Source organism: Scopulibacillus cellulosilyticus, assembly GCF_042665295.1.
In the GTDB taxonomy this organism is placed as follows: domain Bacteria; phylum Bacillota; class Bacilli; order Bacillales; family Sporolactobacillaceae; genus Scopulibacillus_A; species Scopulibacillus_A cellulosilyticus.
In genome coordinates this window covers 31,040-48,197 of the sequence record NZ_JBHTCO010000044.1, presented here as the reverse complement: position 1 = coordinate 48,197, position 17,158 = coordinate 31,040, and the positions used below count along the sequence as shown (strand labels likewise).

Annotated in this window: 20 protein-coding genes and 1 riboswitch; of the genes, 13 read left to right on the top strand and 7 right to left on the bottom strand. The window is 38.1% G+C overall.

Annotated features, from left to right (window positions below; all coding sequences use genetic code 11):
• The first annotated feature begins 13 nt into the window (after nucleotides 1-13).
• A complete protein-coding gene (locus tag ACFQRG_RS20615) occupies nucleotides 14-1,249 on the top strand; it encodes a multidrug effflux MFS transporter (RefSeq protein WP_380969737.1) in 1,236 nt (411 codons plus the stop codon).
• Nucleotides 1,250-1,323: 74 nt separating this feature from the next.
• Here the strand turns inward: ACFQRG_RS20615 and ACFQRG_RS20610 are convergent, their stop codons facing one another.
• Nucleotides 1,324-1,980 carry a DUF975 family protein gene (locus tag ACFQRG_RS20610; RefSeq protein WP_380969734.1) on the bottom strand — a complete coding sequence of 219 codons (657 nt, stop codon included), beginning with the start codon at nucleotides 1,978-1,980 and terminating at the stop codon, nucleotides 1,324-1,326.
• A 423-nt stretch (nucleotides 1,981-2,403) separates the two neighbouring features.
• Here ACFQRG_RS20610 and ACFQRG_RS20605 point away from each other — a divergent pair, with 423 nt between their 5' ends.
• Genes ACFQRG_RS20605 through ACFQRG_RS20595 form a run of 3 tightly spaced genes read left to right on the top strand, consistent with a single transcriptional unit; the run spans nucleotide 2,404 to nucleotide 4,724 of the window.
• Nucleotides 2,404-3,318, top strand: a complete 915-nt coding sequence (locus tag ACFQRG_RS20605; RefSeq protein WP_380969732.1) for an ABC transporter ATP-binding protein — start codon at nucleotides 2,404-2,406, stop codon at nucleotides 3,316-3,318.
• Nucleotides 3,315-4,265: an ABC transporter permease gene (locus ACFQRG_RS20600; RefSeq protein ID WP_380969730.1), complete on the top strand. Its 951-nt coding sequence runs from the start codon at nucleotides 3,315-3,317 to the stop codon at nucleotides 4,263-4,265. The genes ACFQRG_RS20605 and ACFQRG_RS20600 overlap by 4 nt, the downstream gene beginning before the upstream one ends.
• Before the next feature lie 39 nt (nucleotides 4,266-4,304).
• The gene (locus ACFQRG_RS20595) at nucleotides 4,305-4,724 is read left to right on the top strand and encodes a DUF4064 domain-containing protein (protein ID WP_380969728.1); all 420 of its coding nucleotides are present in this window, start codon (nucleotides 4,305-4,307) and stop codon (nucleotides 4,722-4,724) included.
• A gap of 107 nt (nucleotides 4,725-4,831) precedes the next feature.
• On the opposite strand, the gene ACFQRG_RS20590 is transcribed toward ACFQRG_RS20595, so the two are convergent.
• Together ACFQRG_RS20590 and ACFQRG_RS20585 are read right to left on the bottom strand one after the other, a co-directional pair.
• Nucleotides 4,832-5,587, bottom strand: coding sequence for an SDR family NAD(P)-dependent oxidoreductase (locus ACFQRG_RS20590; RefSeq protein ID WP_380969726.1), 756 nt, complete (start codon nucleotides 5,585-5,587; stop codon nucleotides 4,832-4,834).
• A 6-nt stretch (nucleotides 5,588-5,593) separates the two neighbouring features.
• A complete protein-coding gene (locus tag ACFQRG_RS20585) occupies nucleotides 5,594-5,992 on the bottom strand; it encodes a MarR family transcriptional regulator (RefSeq protein ID WP_380969723.1) in 399 nt (132 codons plus the stop codon).
• 278 nt (nucleotides 5,993-6,270) lie between these two features.
• Between ACFQRG_RS20585 and ACFQRG_RS20580 the strand changes: the two genes are divergently transcribed.
• A complete protein-coding gene (locus ACFQRG_RS20580; protein ID WP_380969721.1) occupies nucleotides 6,271-6,765 on the top strand; it encodes a DUF1572 family protein in 495 nt (164 codons plus the stop codon).
• 71 nt (nucleotides 6,766-6,836) lie between these two features.
• Here ACFQRG_RS20580 and ACFQRG_RS20575 read toward each other — a convergent pair whose 3' ends face one another.
• Nucleotides 6,837-7,082, bottom strand: a complete 246-nt coding sequence (locus ACFQRG_RS20575; protein WP_380969719.1) for a hypothetical protein — start codon at nucleotides 7,080-7,082, stop codon at nucleotides 6,837-6,839.
• A 292-nt stretch (nucleotides 7,083-7,374) separates the two neighbouring features.
• Between ACFQRG_RS20575 and ACFQRG_RS20570 the strand changes: the two genes are divergently transcribed.
• A complete protein-coding gene (locus tag ACFQRG_RS20570) occupies nucleotides 7,375-7,620 on the top strand; it encodes a hypothetical protein (protein WP_380969717.1) in 246 nt (81 codons plus the stop codon).
• Between the two features lie 33 nt (nucleotides 7,621-7,653).
• Entirely contained in the window at nucleotides 7,654-7,899 is a 246-nt protein-coding gene (locus ACFQRG_RS20565; protein WP_380969716.1) for a hypothetical protein, read from the top strand.
• Nucleotides 7,900-7,992: 93 nt separating this feature from the next.
• On the opposite strand, the gene ACFQRG_RS20560 is transcribed toward ACFQRG_RS20565, so the two are convergent.
• From ACFQRG_RS20560 to metE, 3 genes are all read right to left on the bottom strand, one after another.
• Complete coding sequence (locus ACFQRG_RS20560) at nucleotides 7,993-8,508, bottom strand: hypothetical protein (RefSeq protein WP_380969714.1); 516 nt, start codon at nucleotides 8,506-8,508, stop codon at nucleotides 7,993-7,995.
• 213 nt (nucleotides 8,509-8,721) lie between these two features.
• Nucleotides 8,722-8,865 carry a small, acid-soluble spore protein L gene (gene sspL, locus ACFQRG_RS20555; RefSeq protein WP_380969711.1) on the bottom strand — a complete coding sequence of 48 codons (144 nt, stop codon included), beginning with the start codon at nucleotides 8,863-8,865 and terminating at the stop codon, nucleotides 8,722-8,724.
• Nucleotides 8,866-8,993: 128 nt separating this feature from the next.
• On the bottom strand, nucleotides 8,994-11,291 hold the full coding sequence (metE, locus tag ACFQRG_RS20550; RefSeq protein WP_380969709.1) for a 5-methyltetrahydropteroyltriglutamate--homocysteine S-methyltransferase: 2,298 nt from the start codon (nucleotides 11,289-11,291) through the stop codon (nucleotides 8,994-8,996).
• 85 nt (nucleotides 11,292-11,376) lie between these two features.
• Nucleotides 11,377-11,517, bottom strand: a riboswitch (SAM riboswitch).
• 375 nt (nucleotides 11,518-11,892) lie between these two features.
• Between metE and cobA the strand changes: the two genes are divergently transcribed.
• The 6 genes from cobA (at nucleotide 11,893) to ACFQRG_RS20520 (ending at nucleotide 17,073) form a co-directional block, all read left to right on the top strand.
• The gene (gene cobA, locus ACFQRG_RS20545; protein ID WP_380969707.1) at nucleotides 11,893-12,666 is read left to right on the top strand and encodes a uroporphyrinogen-III C-methyltransferase; all 774 of its coding nucleotides are present in this window, start codon (nucleotides 11,893-11,895) and stop codon (nucleotides 12,664-12,666) included.
• A 20-nt stretch (nucleotides 12,667-12,686) separates the two neighbouring features.
• Complete coding sequence (locus ACFQRG_RS20540; protein ID WP_380969705.1) at nucleotides 12,687-13,454, top strand: sirohydrochlorin chelatase; 768 nt, start codon at nucleotides 12,687-12,689, stop codon at nucleotides 13,452-13,454.
• On the top strand, nucleotides 13,435-14,055 hold the full coding sequence (locus ACFQRG_RS20535) for an NAD(P)-binding protein (RefSeq protein ID WP_380969703.1): 621 nt from the start codon (nucleotides 13,435-13,437) through the stop codon (nucleotides 14,053-14,055). Before ACFQRG_RS20540 ends, ACFQRG_RS20535 begins: the two co-directional genes overlap by 20 nt.
• 141 nt (nucleotides 14,056-14,196) lie before the next feature.
• Nucleotides 14,197-14,691, top strand: a complete 495-nt coding sequence (locus ACFQRG_RS20530; RefSeq protein ID WP_380969700.1) for an Lrp/AsnC family transcriptional regulator — start codon at nucleotides 14,197-14,199, stop codon at nucleotides 14,689-14,691.
• A 5-nt stretch (nucleotides 14,692-14,696) separates the two neighbouring features.
• On the top strand, nucleotides 14,697-15,869 hold the full coding sequence (locus ACFQRG_RS20525) for an aminotransferase (protein ID WP_380969948.1): 1,173 nt from the start codon (nucleotides 14,697-14,699) through the stop codon (nucleotides 15,867-15,869).
• A 391-nt stretch (nucleotides 15,870-16,260) separates the two neighbouring features.
• Nucleotides 16,261-17,073: a serine hydrolase gene (locus ACFQRG_RS20520; protein WP_380969698.1), complete on the top strand. Its 813-nt coding sequence runs from the start codon at nucleotides 16,261-16,263 to the stop codon at nucleotides 17,071-17,073.
• The last annotated feature ends 85 nt before the right edge of the window (nucleotides 17,074-17,158 follow it).

The following is a 17,158-nucleotide window of genomic DNA, read 5'->3' as shown; positions in this document are numbered from 1 at the left end:
AAGGAGGGTATACATGAACCATTCTTTAAATGAACTGGATCCAATTTCGCAGCCGCAGCCGCCGACAAAATACCGCCGATTATGGCTGGCTGCTGTCTTAGGATTACTGACCGCATTTGGGCCATTCTCTATAGATATGTATTTGCCGTCGTTGCCGGCCTTGACTATAGATCTTCATACGAATACTTCACTCGCCCAACTCAGCTTGACGGCTTGTCTTTTGGGGCTGGCATTTGGACAATTATTTGCAGGCCCAATCAGTGATAAAAGAGGACGCAAGAAACCTCTGGTTATAGCGTTAATCATTTATGCAGCTGCATCACTCTTGTGTGCTGTTTGTCCTTCTATCTGGCTGTTAATTGTGCTTCGCATCATTCAAGGGATTGCCGGATCTGCAGGTATCGTTATTTCTCGTGCGATGGTCAGTGACCTTTACTCGGGGACAGAGCTGACGAAGTTTTATTCTCTTTTGATGATGATCAATGGTATTGCGCCGATCATTGCACCGATTATAGGCGGACAGTTATTAAGGGTAACCTCGTGGCACGGTGTATTTGTTGTTTTATGTTTAATAAGTGTCCTGCTGCTTGTTTCCGTTATTTTTGGCTTACCTGAAACTTTGTCGTACGAAAATAGGTCAAATGATGATATAAAGGCCACTTTATCTACATTTGGCAGACTGATCACAGACAGAGTTTTTATGGGGTATACATTGTCGCAAGGGCTGGTGATGGCAGCAATGTTTGCCTATATATCCGGCTCGCCTTTTGTCCTGCAAAATATTTATGACGTATCTCCGCAAGCTTTTAGTATATTTTTTGCTGTTAACGGACTTGGCATTATTATTGCCACTCAAATCACAGGGCGGCTCGCTGGAAGAGTCAGTGAAAAGAAAGTGCTTGTTATGGGTCTTGCCCTTGCCGGCTTTGCCAGTGTTGCTCTGCTCATCACCATTCTAACCGGCGCAAGTATGGTTGCTGTTGTCGTTTCTTTGTTCGTCGTGGTGTCCTGCGTAGGTATCGTTACCACCGTCGGTTTTTCATTGGCAATGCAAAATCAAAGCCGTTCAGCAGGCAGTGCTTCAGCGTTACTCGGACTGCTGCCATTTATTGCCGGCGCAATCGTAGCCCCGCTGGTCGGTATTGCCGGCAGCCATACCGCTATGCCAATGGGAATTATCATATTTATCACTGATGTTGGCTCAATAGTGTGCTTTGCGATCTTAACGAGGCGACGAATGACTAACTAAATTAAGCACATGAACGTTTTTTAATGTAAAAAAAGGATTCCCGCATGTTTGTAGGGAATCCTTTAATAATATTATTACTCTGCTAACTCTGGCTTATCCAATAGATTTTCATAGAATTTAGCCCAAGAAGTAAATATGTACGGCAATAACCATAACAGCCCAATGAATAATGTGAAAATACTTAAGATCCACCAGCCGATAAAGCTTAATAATAGTAAGAAAAAGTGCCACTTATGGCCGTTCATTAGTTTTCTGCTCGCTGTTATAGCTTCAGTTATAGAATAATCCGGGTTATCCTTCATAATGAAATATGCTTGAGAATAAGCAAGGGCTTTAATAATTCCTGGAATAATAAATAATAAGCTCCACAAAAAGGTGAAAATAGATATTAAAATAATGAGACCGAGCGATTTAAAATATAACGCCACGCTTGAAAAGGCATCAAATAAACTTTTTACCTTTATGTTCTCTCCCCTGGAAATGCCAAGAAATGCCCAATATTGCCCGACCATTATTGGGAGGAGACCTATTGAAAGAATTAAAGATACTATGACGGCGGAGAAAGGTTCTTCAGGCGTATCAACCTTATCAAAGCCGCCGCTTAATATAGCTTCAATAATGTTTGGAATAACTCCATAAATAATGAATCCAATAAGTATGATTAATAGCGAACGCCACCAGCGATGCCGCAGTGATGATCTTGCAGCCCTCTTGATTTCTCCTATTTTCATTGTTTATCCCCCCTTTTAAAATTTGGATATACTTTTAGCATGTTACAAATTACCCAATCATTTACTAACGTACCACATTATTTTTATGTTAGCAAAGAGAATTTTGTCGTTTACTGAAAGAATAATAGAAAAAGGAAGGATAATTTGATAGGAATTGTCAATCTTTGTGTAAATATACTTAGATACGAGCTGCCCTTTAAAAGTGGGGGAGCTAGCTTATCCCTAAAATATCAAATTTATGAAATTTTTTCTTGAAAATTTCCATATTTGCTTTATCATAGAAACTGAACTTTTGCTCCAAAAGTTACACTACCATATTTCCAATTCCTGCACAATAAGACATCATGATTTCTACTAAAAAATAGTAGATTATTTTTATGCCCTTCTTTAGCAAAGTGAAAATTGAATAACAGAGGTGAAACAATGGCGGAACCAGTTGCAAAAATTCGTCACTTAACGAAACGAATAAGAAACAAGGACATTGTAAAGGATTTAAATTTTGACATTAATAGGGGAGAAATTTTAGGATTTCTTGGTCCAAATGGCGCCGGGAAGACAACAACAATGCGGATGATGGTCGGCCTGATGTCAATTACTGATGGCGATATTCAAATTAACGGCCATAGTGTGAAAAAGGATAAAGAATCAGCGCTGAAACAAGTTGGAGGAATTATTGAAAATCCGGAAATGTATAAGTTCTTGTCCGGATACGATAATTTGACGCATTTTCAAAGTATGATGGGGCCTGTTGATAAACAGAGAATTCAAGAGGTTACCCATTTAGTAGGGCTGGAGAAAGCAATTAAAAATAAAGTAAAAACCTACTCATTGGGCATGAGGCAAAGACTTGGCATTGCCCAAGCCTTATTAAATTCTCCAGATTTGTTAATTCTTGATGAACCAACAAATGGATTAGATCCATCAGGCATCCGGGAAATACGGGATTACTTAAGGCGTTTATCAAGGGAAGAGAACATTGCTATTTTTGTTTCAAGCCATTTGTTATCAGAAATGGAACTTTTATGCGATCGAATTATTATTATACAAAACGGCGTGATCACTGATACTGAGAATGTCCATCAAGATAATGATGGGAATGAAACTTTGTCGATTGCCTTACATGTCACACCACTGGATAGGGCGATTGATCTTCTTGAAGAATTAAATATTGCTGTCAAGGTTGAAGGCAATCAGCTGTTAATAAACATCGGCTACAGCCAAATTCCAAAACTCAATAAAGAACTGGTAAAAAATCAATTGGACGTTTATTCGATTGAACCGCTGAAGCAATCACTTGAAGAACGCTTCCTGGCAAAAACGGGAGGGGGACAGCTATGATACAATTTTTACGGTTAGTAAAAAATGAGAATATGAAACTTTATAAGCGTAAAATGTTGTGGGTTATGGTTTTAGTTTTAGCCGCTATTGTCGCGTTATCCTTAGTCATTACTTTAAAAACCGCTGATAAGCACCCAAAAGATTGGAAGGGCCATTTAAAAACGGAAATTATAAGTAAAGAAGCTGAACTAGCCAGTAAGAAAACACCTAAGGAATTAAAACCGGAGATTAAACAAGAAATAAAAATGGACCAATACCGGATTAACCGCAATATTCCGCCTATGTATGATGATACAGCTGTTGGATTTGTCCAATCGACACTGGGATATTCAGGCCTGATCACATTGTTCATTATTATTATTGCTTCGAGTATTGTTTCTCAAGAGTATTCGTGGGGGACGATCAAATTAGTGTTAATGCGGCCGTTAAAACGATGGAAAGTTCTTTTATCTAAGTATGTATCGGTTATTTTCAATGCGTTTGTTATATTTCTTTTATTAATGGTCGTCTCTTTTATTGTTGGTGCAATTGTTTTCGGATTTGACGACACATCCTCGCGCTATGTCTTTGCAGAGAGGGGACATATAAAGGATGTTTCGATTTTCGTCCATTTCCTTCAATACTTTGGATCAAAATTTGTCGGACTGATTATGATTGCCGCATTTGCCTTTATGCTTTCGACGATCTTTAAAAATAATGCATTAGCTATTGCATTAAGTATTTTTATTCAATTTGCCGGTTCCATTATCAGCAGTCTTTTATCTGTTTTTGATAAAAACTATGCTAAATTTATCTTTTTTAACAATACTGATCTTTATCAATATGTTGAGGGATCTCCTGCAAAAGGCATGTCTTTAGATTTTTCTATAGTCATATTAATAGTTTACTTTATCATATTTATGGGTATTGCCATTGTAATATTTGAAAAAAGAGATGTGACGAGTTAATTAAGTGAAAATTTTCCAATTAGAAAGGGGGGGACGGGTTTGAAACGTACCGGTGAGATCGCTTTAGGTGTTATAGGTATTATTCTGAGTGCATTAATGTTAGTGTTTGGAATCTTCATCATATCGTTAAGAGGTAACGACAAATTTCAACAGAGTCTGCAGCAAATTAATACCGACAATGCCTTATCTGCAAGCGATATCGACAAAATGAATCATTTCATCACGAGCGGAGGATGGGTTCTTACAATTGCTTCAATTGTAGGGCTTGTCCTGGGATTAATTGCTGTTTTTTGTATTAAGGGGAATAACAAACCGAAAACCGCAGGTGTTTTATTTATTGCAGGCGGTGTTTTAATAGGTGTTATTTCTACTGGTGTCGGCTTAGTACCGGCAGTTCTTTATCTAATTGCGGGTATCATGAGCCTGATACGAAAGCCTAAGATTGATGCAGCGATGTAATGAATTCATGAGCGCTTTAAAACCTTAAGTAAGCAAAAAACATGGAAAACCTTTTGGGGATTCCATGTTTTTTGTTTTTATGTCATAAGAAGCAGGCTGCTTTCTTATTATAAAGTTAATCCGCCGTCAACAGCGATGATAGATCCGGTCATATAGCTTGCGCCGGGAGATGCAAGGAAAGCGACAACTTCAGCGATTTCATCTGAATCTGCCATGCGTCCAATGATTGGGAAGTCAATTTTTGGCGTGTTTCCAGTTTCTTCCCACGTTTTTTGGAATCCGGCGACCAAGCTGGTTTCAACGCCTCCCGGGCAAATAGCATTGACACGAATGCCTTTATCAGCGTATTCCTTTGCTGCTGCTTTTGTTATACCGACAACCGCGTGCTTGCTTGCAGAATAAACAGCCAGGCTGTGTTCTACGCGAATTCCTGAGCTTGAAGAAGTATTAATAATAACACCTGAGCCTTGTTTTTCCATTACTTTAATAACATATTTCATACCAAAGAAAACACCTTTAAAGTTAACAGAAACGATGCGGTCGAATTCATCATCAGGGATATCAGCTAATAAATATGGTTTTTGGATAACACCGGCATTATTGAAGAAAACATCAATACGGCCGTAAGTATCGACAGCTTTGTTTACGTAATTTTGCACATCTTCACTTTTAGAAACATCCGCTTTAACAAAGATACCTTCTCCGCCTTTTTCTTTTACAAGGCTAAGAGTTTCTTCCCCCGTTTGTTGATTAAAGTCAACTAATACTAACTTCATTCCCGCTTCAGCCAATTTTAAGCTGGATGCGCGGCCCATACCGCTTCCGGCACCAGTAATTACTGCGACTTGTTCAGTTTGAGACATAACCAATCACTCCTTATCTAATTTATAATCTTTAAGGTTGTCCACCATTTTTTTGTAATAAATATGAAGATTCTTTAATTCCTTGTCAGAAAAGCCTGACCACAATGAATCGGTTAAAGAAAAATATTTTTCATTAATTTGGTCAAGTACTTCTGAGCCCAAAGAGGTTATTTGTAAAAGGGTTATTCGCCGGTCATTTTCCGGTTTTTTACGCTCAATATAACCTTTTCGGACTAACTTGTTAGTAAGGTTCGTAACAGCGGGTAAACTGATTTCCAACCTTTCTGCAAGCTCAGTGCTTTTCTTAGCACCTTCCTCATTTAAAATTTCAAGAATATAAACTTGAGATCCCGAAATATCACTATCAAGAATTTTGCCATAAGCAATAATAAATTTATGAACCATTATTGATAGCAGCTTGGAAAGCTCATTCTTATCTTCCTCGTAAATGACGTATCACCTCTAATACTTTAAACCTTTAATAGTTAAAACTATTAACTAATTTGATTGTATCCCTATTTATCCACATTGTCAATTGTCACGGGGTCTGACCCTGTGAACTGTGGATAACCGGGAGCTGGCTATACATATCATTTACTTATCTAATGGAGGGAATAAACAACGTATATCGAATATTAAAGGGAATTTACAATATTGTTATTAAAATAGAGGGAGGAGATTCAATGGATAAAATAGCAAAAGAGTATTTACGCGTTATTATTGAAAGGTTTACGGATATGAAGAAGACAGCTGAAAAAACGATCGAGCAGTTAAATGATGAACAATTAAATTGGTACCCAAACGAAGAGTCCAATAGTATAACGGTTATTATGAAGCATATGTCAGGTAACATGATTTCGCGTTGGACTAATTTTTTTACAACAGATGGTGAAAAAGCAAATCGGCAAAGAGACGAGGAATTTATTAACGATATTAATCGTAAAGAGCTTATGAATAAATGGGAAATGGGGTGGGCTTGTTTATTTAATGTTATTAATCAATTAAATGCAGAAGACCTTCTCAGAACCATTTTTATAAGAAATGAACCGCATACGGTAATTGAGGCGATTGAACGTCAAATGTATCATTATTCTTATCATATCGGTCAAATTGTTTATATTGCCAAGCAAATTAAAGACAGTGAATGGAGGACGCTGACGATTCCAAGAAAGAAATAATCTTATTAAATGCTGCCCTGCTTTTATAAAAAGTCAAGTTATATCTAAAAACTAAAATTAAAAACGGGGGATCATCTAAAAAAGTTCATTGCTCCATAGTTTACATCCTCATCGTTTATAGACGAGTCAATGACATCATTATCAAAGATAAGATTGATGTTGCACGGGGCGTCATCTCTGTATCCAGTGACAATGACACTATTGTTTCTTTTGGAATGAGAGCCCCATCCAAATCCTTCATTTTCCCCATTAAAGAAACCGGTGTTTCCCCATCCTCTATCAATCGACGCATTATTGTATTGAATAGCGATATCCAAAGTTATACCCCCTTATAAATTCGAACATGGCCTTTGTCCGATAATGAGGAAATCAGTTTCAGTAATTAAAAATAGTTTATGCGGAATTATTTTTTAGGTGATTAGATTTAAATTTTCAATCTTGACAATCCATTCACGATGAAGGTATCCAAACATATAATAATTTGAAATAATATGGTTAAAAAATGTTGGATTTTTTCCTGAATGATCATATCAATAAAAAAAGTTGGTCATAGTTTGTAATAAAGCTGAATTAGAATTGTATATTAATGTTGTGAAAGGGGCTAGTTGGATGCCTATTGAAATCATTTATAATGCAACAAATCTTAATAGCGTGGCTGATAATGTAGGTATTTTTAATGGACAAAATCAAGGATTTGGCTGGGATAACCATTTTAAGCAAAATAACAGCAACTTTCCGGCTGGATTATTAATTACTTCACCCGCAAACGCTAATATTATCATTGATAATGATGTCATAGATGCAACGATTAATGATCAAGACTTTAATCCGGGGACAATTTTACAAGGATTATAAAAGCGGATCTTTCATCAAAAAGGTGGTGAGGTCGTGGCGATAGTTATTACGTTTAATACGAACAATATTAATAGTGCCGTTTATAATTTTGGCGCTTTTAACGGTGAAAACCAAGTTTTTGGCTGGCACACTCATTATAAACAAAATAATAATTATTTTCCGATTGGAATAGCGATGTCAAACCCCGCTAATCTGAATTTTATTTCCGATATCGATGTTATTGATACAACAATTAATGATCAGGATGCCAACATAGGAAGTGCTTATCAGCAGACATAAAAATAAATAAATGGAAGTTATTAAATGGGCTATCTTATATGAAGATAGCCTCTATTTTTGACTTAATGAACTATTATTCAAAATGATCCCAGATTAAAAATCGTGTTCTAAGCTGGTTAAAGTGTCAATAATGGATGCTAAAAATTCCTTAACCTCACTGATGTGTGATTCATTAATGGATTCATTGAGAGAGATATTGATGGCATCTTGGAATTCTCCATTGTATTCACCATAAATGTAAGACAAATGCTGAGTAACAGAAGGCCGGTATTTCCTCCAGTGTTTATTGATTAAAAATAAAATAGCTTCACAATCCGTTTCTGGATGCTGTACATTAACATAAAAAGTGATTTTCAACTGACATCCCAAATTTGCTGTATCGGCATCAAGGATTTCTGCGGAAAGAGTTTGCGTGTTTGCACTAAGTGTGAGTTTGGCTGATACAGTCCCGTCTCTTTTTGTGAAAGTTAACGAGAAATCCCTGCTCATTTTTGCCAAATCAATGTTGTCAACACGATCAATGACTGATAAATTGCCATTTAAGTCCAGTTCATATACCGCACCTTCGATAACCACTTTTAAATTTTCATATATTGTCGGGTCGAACATAGTGGACTCCTTTGATTGCTTTGCTTGAATAATGGATAATAACACCATTTTATATTAAATGTCTCTTAAATAAAAATAAATAACTTATCCGTGGATACTCTTCATGATCCAATAACATCATTTTGAAGGGATTAACAAGCCCTTATTGACGAAAGTTTTTCTTTATTATTGAAATGGACAGAATAGAAAATCCACAGGTTCAATCCTGTGGATTTAAATTTTAGTATTTTTCTTCTTAGCTCTTTGTTCAAGCTGGGATTTCGGCTGTTGATCAGCAGTATCTTCAGATAAGCCTTGGGGATTAACTGAAGATGCAACTTTTCCTCGATGTGTACGGTTTTCTTCTCTATGTGTCATTAAAACACCTCCAGTAGTTATTTTTCCTAACTGGAGGTGTTTTTATCCGAGATTATTATGGTCGCATAGCTTCAAGGAAGCATATTCAGACAGCTGCTTTGTTCCCTTTACGAAAAGTACTTTAATTTTTATGCTTTAGAAACAGCCGCTTGCTCTCTTATTTTTTTGGCAGCTTCAACCATTGCCTTCAATGCGCCGACCACTTCATCTTTCTTTCTGGTTTTTAAGCCGCAGTCAGGGTTAATCCAGAATAATTCAGGATCAAGAACTTGAAGAGCGCGGTTTGAAATATCTTCAATTTCCTTAACTTCAGGTATACGCGGGCTATGGATGTCATATACGCCAAGGCCAATGCCTTTATCGTAACCTTTTTCTTCAAAAGTACGGATGATTTCTCCGTGGCTTCTGGCTGCCTCAATTGAAATAACATCGGCATCAAGAGCGCTGATTGCGTCAATGATGTCATCAAATTCCGAATAACACATATGTGTATGAATTTGTGTGCTGTCTTGAACTGAAGATGTTGACAGTCTAAAGGCATATACAGCCTTTTCAAGATATGCTTCCCATTTGTTTTGTTTTAAAGGAAGCCCTTCACGAAGCGCAGGTTCATCCACTTGAATCATCTTAATGCCTTCAGCCTCTAATGTTTCAACTTCTTTTCTTAGTGCTAAGGCAATTTGATAAGCGACTTCATAGCGCGGAATATCATCACGGACAAATGACCAATTTAATATTGTTTGCGGTCCAGTTAACATGCCTTTTACCGGTTTGTCAGTTAATGATTGCGCATAGACGCTTTCTTTAACAGTCATTGGCTCAATGAAATGGACATCTCCGTAAATTAACGGCGGTTTAACGCAGCGTGAGCCGTAAGATTGTACCCAGCCGTTAGAGGATGTATCAAAACCGCCCAGCTTTTCACCAAAATATTCAACCATGTCATTTCGTTCAAACTCGCCGTGAACGAAGACATCCAAACCGATTTCCTCTTGAAGGGCAATGGCTTCATCCATTTGTTCTTTAACGAAACGATCATATTCCTCATTGGTCCATTCACCATTTTTCCAAGCTCTTCTTGCCTTTCTGACTTCCGGTGTTTGCGGCAGGCTTCCGATTGTTGTTGTCGGTAAAAGCGGAAGCTGGAACTCTTGTTGCTGGATTTTATAACGTTCTTTGAACGATGAATTCCGATCGCTTGAAAAACCGGAGAGATTTCGAATGGCATCACGTACTTGAGTATTATTACGGCTGATTGATTGATTTAACGCTTCAATGGCTGTCGCACTTTGAGTGATTTCTGTTTCAACAGCGCTTTTGCCTTGGCTAAGCCCCTTAGTAAGCAAGGAGATTTCTTCAAGTTTTTCATCGGCGAAAGATAGTGCTTTTACTAATGTAGAATTAAGTTTAGTTTCATTCTTTACAGTAACAGGCACATGAAGCAAGCTTGAAGACGGTTGGACGAAAAGCGTTTCAATTCTTGTACTTTCAATGATATCTTCAAGCAATTCAAGCTTTGCTTGAAGGTTGGAACGCCAAATGTTTCGGCCGTCAATAATCCCTGCAGCAAGAACTTTATCCTTTGGAAAACCATATTTTTTAATTGAAGCAAGGTTCTCTCCTTCATCATGTACAAAGTCAAGTCCGACACCTTGTACAGGGAGATTTACAACTTCTTGATAATAATCTAATCCTTCAAAGTAAGTTTGCAGTAAAATATTTAGTTTAGTTAAAGAAGAAGAGAGTTTTTCATATACTTCTTTAAAAATTTCGATGTCTTCAGCTTGCAATGATGTCGCTAGAATAGGTTCATCAATTTGTACCCATTCAGCACCTTCCTTTTCAAGCTCTTGCAGAACTGTAATATAAAGCGGTACAAATTTATCAAGCAACGTCTTGAATTCTTCAGGCTTGTATCCTTTGGAAAGCTTTAAGTAAGTGATAGGGCCGAGTATGACCGGTTTTCCGTTGATGCCAAGCTTTTCTTTTGCTTCACGGAAAAACTTCAGCGGCCGGTTTTCTGTGATTTTTGGTTCAGCCTGATTAAGTTCAGGAACTATGTAGTGATAGTTTGTATTGAACCATTTAGTCATTTCTGATGCAACAGCCTTTTGATTGCCGCGTGCGATTGCGAAATAAGTATCAAGCGAAACCGGACCATCGCTGTATTCGAAGCGTTCTGGTATTACGCCGAACATAACAGATGTATCAAGGACGTGGTCATATAATGAAAAATCACCGACAGGAATAAGGTCAATGCCTTGATCCTTTTGTTTTTGCAGGTGATTAAGACGCAGCTTTTGAATATCTTCCAGAAAAGTTTCTTTGTCAATTTTACCTGACCAAAACTTTTCAAGTGTTCTTTTCCATTCCCTGTTTTCCCCAATCCTTGGATAGCCTAAATTAGAACTGATTACTGTTGTCATTTTCTCCCCAACTCCTTTTTTATTATGTCTCTTAAGTGTTAAAAGGGCCCCGCTACAAAGTAGAGAGGCCCCAATAAGATTAAACATCTTATTTTTCAAAGCAATCGCTTTGCAGGAATTGGCACCTTGTCCGGGACTCAGGTAAGCAAAAATAAGATGCTATTCTGAGTGCCGGACAGGTTGCCGGGCGTCAAAGGGCCAGTCCCTCAGCCTCTCTCAATAAGATGGGATATTCAAATCATTTAACTTAAAATGGAGTTTATCATGACAGTTTCCAATTGTCAAACTAATATTGAAACTTTTTATGCCTTATTAGTCCAATTGTACATAATAAAAGGATTGGCTTGTCGTAAAGAAGCTCAGATGTAAATAAAGGCTTGGCGTAAATCGCAAAACCAAGTTTTTCAAATAAAAAATCAAGAGATTTAAATTATGTAATTGACAATTAACTATTAACTGTCTACAATGAAAATCAAATTAAACCCAGTAAATAAGTTGGAAAACATGGTTTTGTTCTCTGATTGAAATAAAGAAAATTTAAAAAATAAAGGTAATGGAATTTATTGAGTACTTTCAAAAATGCTTGAGGGAGAGGTTCACGGTGGGTAAAGTTTATCTTGTTGGCGCAGGGCCTGGAGATCCTGATTTAATTACGGTAAAAGGGATGAATTGTATTAAAAAGGCCGATGTCATTTTATATGATCATTTGATTAATAAAGATTTACTGAATTATGCAGATCAGGCAGCTGATCTCATTTATTGCGGGAAATTGCCGAATTACCATACGATGAAACAAGAGACAATTAATCATTGGTTAGTGAAACTCGCTAAGGCCGGAAAGACTGTCACAAGATTAAAGGGCGGGGATCCTTTTGTTTTTGGCAGGGGCGGTGAAGAAGCTGAAATACTGGCTAAAAATAGCATTGATTTTGAGGTTGTTCCGGGTATTACCTCGGGGATAGCGGCATCTGCTTATGCGGGCATTCCGGTGACTCACCGGGACTTTAGCTCATCGGTCGCATTTGTAACGGGCCACCGCAGGGATGAGGAAGACGCGGAACACTATTGGCAGTGCCTGGCTAAAGGCATTGACACATTGGCCATTTATATGGGAGTCGGTCAGCTGCCTGACATTGCACAAAAGCTAATCGCTTATGGACGTCAAAAAACAACACCGGTCGCGCTCATCCACTGGGGTACAACAGAAGAACAGGAAACTGTTACAGGAACATTGGAAAATATTGTTGATAAGGCAAAACAATATCAAATAAAAAATCCGACAATGATAGTTGTCGGGGAAGTTGTACATCTCCGGGAAAAGATACAATGGTTTGAAAAAATTAATAAAAATGAAGCAGAGCGTTTGTCATCTTAACTCAGGAAAGTTGTGAGATTATGCAGGCGATTTTATACATTGGACATGGAAGCCGTGTTCCAGAAGCAACCAGGCAGGCAAGAGATTTTATCGAACAGTGCATAAAGCAAATTTCAGTGCCGATTCAGGAAATATGCTTTTTGGAACTGGCGGAACCAAACATTCTTGAGGGCATTGAGCGCTGTGTTAATAAAGGGGCGACAAATATTGCTGTTCAGCCGGTGCTTCTTCTTGCGGCAAAACATATCAAAAGAGACATCCCGTTAGAACTGGAAAAAGCTAAACAGCGTTTTCCGAATATATCAATACATTACGGCGGTCCGTTGGGTGTTCATGAGAATATTGTTGATATCTTAGCGGAAAGAATTCGCGAAAAAAGCCCGGATAAATCAAAGGATGCCATGGTACTGCTTGTGGGCAGAGGAAGCAGCGACCCTGATATTAAGAAACGTATGGCACAGGTAGCGCAAATGCTGCAAAATAAATATCGTTTTCAGTCTGTAAAGGTATGCTATTTAACAGCGGCCCGGCCATCTTTTAAAGAAGGGCTTGAACAGGCTGGGAGTTCTGGATACAGCGAAGTTTTTGTCGTTCCATATCTTCTTTTTACCGGTATCTTGATGAAAGATATCCAGAAGGAAATAGACAATTTAAAGTCATATCAGCCAAATTTCACGCTATGTCAATATCTTGGTTACCATTCAAAGTTGAAAGATGTTTTATTAGAGCGTGTCAAGGAGCTCATTCCCGAACTTGGAGGAAAGGTTCATGACCCACTATCCAATTAATCTGGATTTAACTGGTAAAAAGGCTGTCGTTGTCGGCGGGGGACACGTTGCATCAAGAAGAATAGCTTTTCTTCTTCAATCTAACGCATGTGTATCAGTTGTGAGTCCTGATGTTTCCAATGCGATAAATCAGTTTATTGAAAACCGTCAAGTTACCTGGTACCGAAAGAATTTTGAGCCGGAGGACATTATTGATGCGTTTATTGTCATTGCTGCTACAAATGATAAGGACGTGAACCGGCAAATTGCTGACAGTGCGGGCAGCCGGCAGCTCGTTAATGTCGTGAGCCAGCCTGAATTAGGGAATTTTGAAGTCCCGGCTGTTTTAAAAAGAGGAAAGCTGACAATTAGTGTTTCTACAAATGGGGCAAGTCCCAGTTTAGCGAAAAAAATCAGAGACAATCTTTCTGATAGATTTGATGAATCTTATGACGATTATCTTGAGTTTCTCTTTACATGCCGCAAAAAGATTCAGGAAAGCTCTTTACCCATCGAAGATAAAAAAACAATTTTAAATAAATTACTGGATCCTGTCTATCAAAACCCACAAATACAAGATGAAATATTAGCTTCATTTGAAGCATTTATTGAAGATTATTAGCTTAGTAGAGATAAAGCAATATTAGTTGGAAAACCTTTCACTTAGATTGAAAGGTTTTTTTGATTTACAAAAAATCCTTCTGTCCGTCGAATAGTTTGCTATAATGTTGATTGACTAATTGTAAACAGGTGGGTGAACCCTATGGAAACAAAAGAATTAGAAATTCTGCAAATACTGGAGAAAAACAGCCGTTTAGATATTGATACAATAGCAAAAATGACTCAGCTTACAGTTGAAGAGGCTAAAAATATTATTAATAAGCTTGAAAAGGATAAGGTGATTCTTGGATATTCAACGCTGATTGATTGGCATAAAGTTTCAGATAACCATGGGGTGACCGCGATGATCGATGTTAAAGTAACCCCTGCGCGCGGTGTCGGGTTCAGTAAAATTGCCGAGCGAATTTACAAATTTCCTGAAGTTAAGGCAGTTTATTTAATGTCCGGCACTTATGATTTGTCTGTTTCGATTGAAGAAAAGACAATGGCAGAGGTTGCCGAATTTGTTTCTGAAAAACTGTCAGCGTTAGACTCTGTCGTTTCAACGACCACTCATTTTATTTTGAAAAAATATAAACATGATGGTGTTGTTATTGACGGGGAACAAGAAGATAAAAGGATAGTGGTGTCACCGTGACTCTAATGGAATTAAAGACGAAGCAGGATTATTTATCAGATACAGTCAAAAAAATGAAGCCTTCAGGCATTCGCCGCTTCTTTGATTTGGCATCTCAAATGGATAATGTGATTTCGCTCGGTGTTGGTGAACCGGATTTTGTCACCCCGTGGCATGTCATTGAAGCAAGTTTTCATTCTTTAGAGAAAGGTTATACCGCATATACAGCAAACGCGGGATTACCAGCTTTACGCGAAGAAATTTCAGGTTATTTAGAGAATAATTTTGGTGTCAGCTATAACCCTGAAGAAGAGGTTATTGTTACTGTTGGTGCAAGCCAAGCGATCGATATAGCTTTGCGTGCGATTGTAAACCCTGGAGACGAGGTTATTGTTGTTGAACCTTGCTTTGTTTCATATGCCCCTTCGGTTGAACTTGCCGGCGGTGTACCTGTCTCGGTTCATACGAAGAGTGAAGACAATTTTAAATTACAGCCTGAACAATTAGAAAGAGCGATTACGCCAAAAACGAAGGCTGTCATCTTCTGTAATCCGAATAACCCGACTGGAACGGCATTAACAAAGCAGGAGTTGGCATCTATTGCTGAAATTATTGAAAAGCATGATCTGATCCTTTTATCTGATGAAATTTACGCTGAGCTTACTTTTGATCAAAAGCCAATCAGCTTAACGTCTATTTCTGAAATGAAAGAGCGAACCATATTAATTTCCGGATTTTCAAAAGCTTTCGCTATGACAGGCTGGCGGTTAGGCTATGTTGCCGGGCCGAAAGAGATTATTAAAGGGATGCTGAAAATTCATCAATACACGATTATGTGTGCACCAACTATGGCGCAATACGGGGCGCTTGAAGCGCTTCAAAACGGCAGGGAAAATGTCAGCCACATGGTGCAAAGTTACCGTCAACGCCGCCATTTTATCGTTGACTCCTTAAATGAAATCGGACTCGATTGCTACCTGCCCGGCGGAGCCTTTTACGCATTTCCTTCGATTAAGAGCACCGGCTTAACATCAGAAGAATTTGCAGAAAAATTATTACTTGCCGAAGGTGTGGCAGTTGTCCCAGGAAATGTGTTTGGTGACAGCGGTGAGGGGCATGTCCGCTGTTCTTATGCAACATCCATTGAACAACTCCAGGAAGCTGTAACAAGAATGGGACGTTTTATGAAAAGTTTATAGGTATAAAAAGAGGCATCATTCAGTCTGAATGATGCCTTTTGGTTTGTATATTCAGTAAATTATTTAATGTCAGCTTTTAAAGATTGTTTGTCAATATGGCGGTTCGCTTGTTTTCTCAAGATTTAAGAGAGATATTCAGGGATTAAGAGCGAAATTGAGAGATTATGAGCGACGTTCAGGAATTAAGAGCGAAATTAAGATTATGAGCGTTATTCAGAAATTAAGAGCGAAATTAGGAGTTTTAAGAGCGACATTCGAAATTAATAAGTAATTTTTTAAGGTTACATGTCTAAAGGTATCTTATATTTTGGCAGAGAATGAATTAAGAAAAGGCTATAAGATTATGCTTCAAGATTATGACGACTAACAGCCATATTGGAGGTTAGCAGATATGGAAAAACTCAAAGAGGATATATTGACAATGATTGAGAAAGCAGGAGGCACTTGGGGGATTGTTATTGAGGATTTAGATCGAAACTTACGATGGGGAATAAATGAGCACGTCCAATTCCCGGCAGAAAGCGTCATTAAGATTCCTATTATGGCAGCTGTTTTTTCGGCAGTAGAGAAGCAGCAAATCAGTTTAAGCGAGGAGATTGTTTTAAAACGTGAAAATCTTGTTGGCGGATCAGGCATCTTACAGCATTTAACGCCAGGTATCAGGCTGCCGGTATTCGATTTGTTGACTCTTATGATCGTTCAAAGTGATAACACGGCGACAAACATGCTTATTGATCTTGCCGGTATTAAGCATATACAACAGACATTAAGGGACATAGGTATGGAAGAAAGTTCATTTCAGCGTAAATTGATCATTTACCCGGCGGATACAAATAAGAGAAATGTTATAACAGCCTCTGATATATCTGTATTATTAAACGCATTGGCAACCGGGAAAATAGTTTCCCGACATTCTTGCCAGCAAATGATCAATATTATGAAAAAACAGCAAATACGCAATGGTTTGCCGGCTTATTTACCGGACCCTGATCCGGAGATGATTGGCGGCATGCCAAAGTGGGAATTAGCGAACAAAACAGGCTGGTCCGGTGACCGCCAACACGATGTCGGTATTCTTTATGCAGGTGATCGGACAGTAACAATCACAGCATTATCTCAAGGCGTTAATTCCGCTATTGCCTTAGATACATTGGCGAAGATTGGAAAAGGAATCTATTTGAACATAGGCTCTGATTGTGGATAACTTCAATTTTCGGGGTCTGACCCCAAAACTGTGGATAACAACATTAAATAATAGTTCCTGATATATAAGACTAAAATACGAGTTA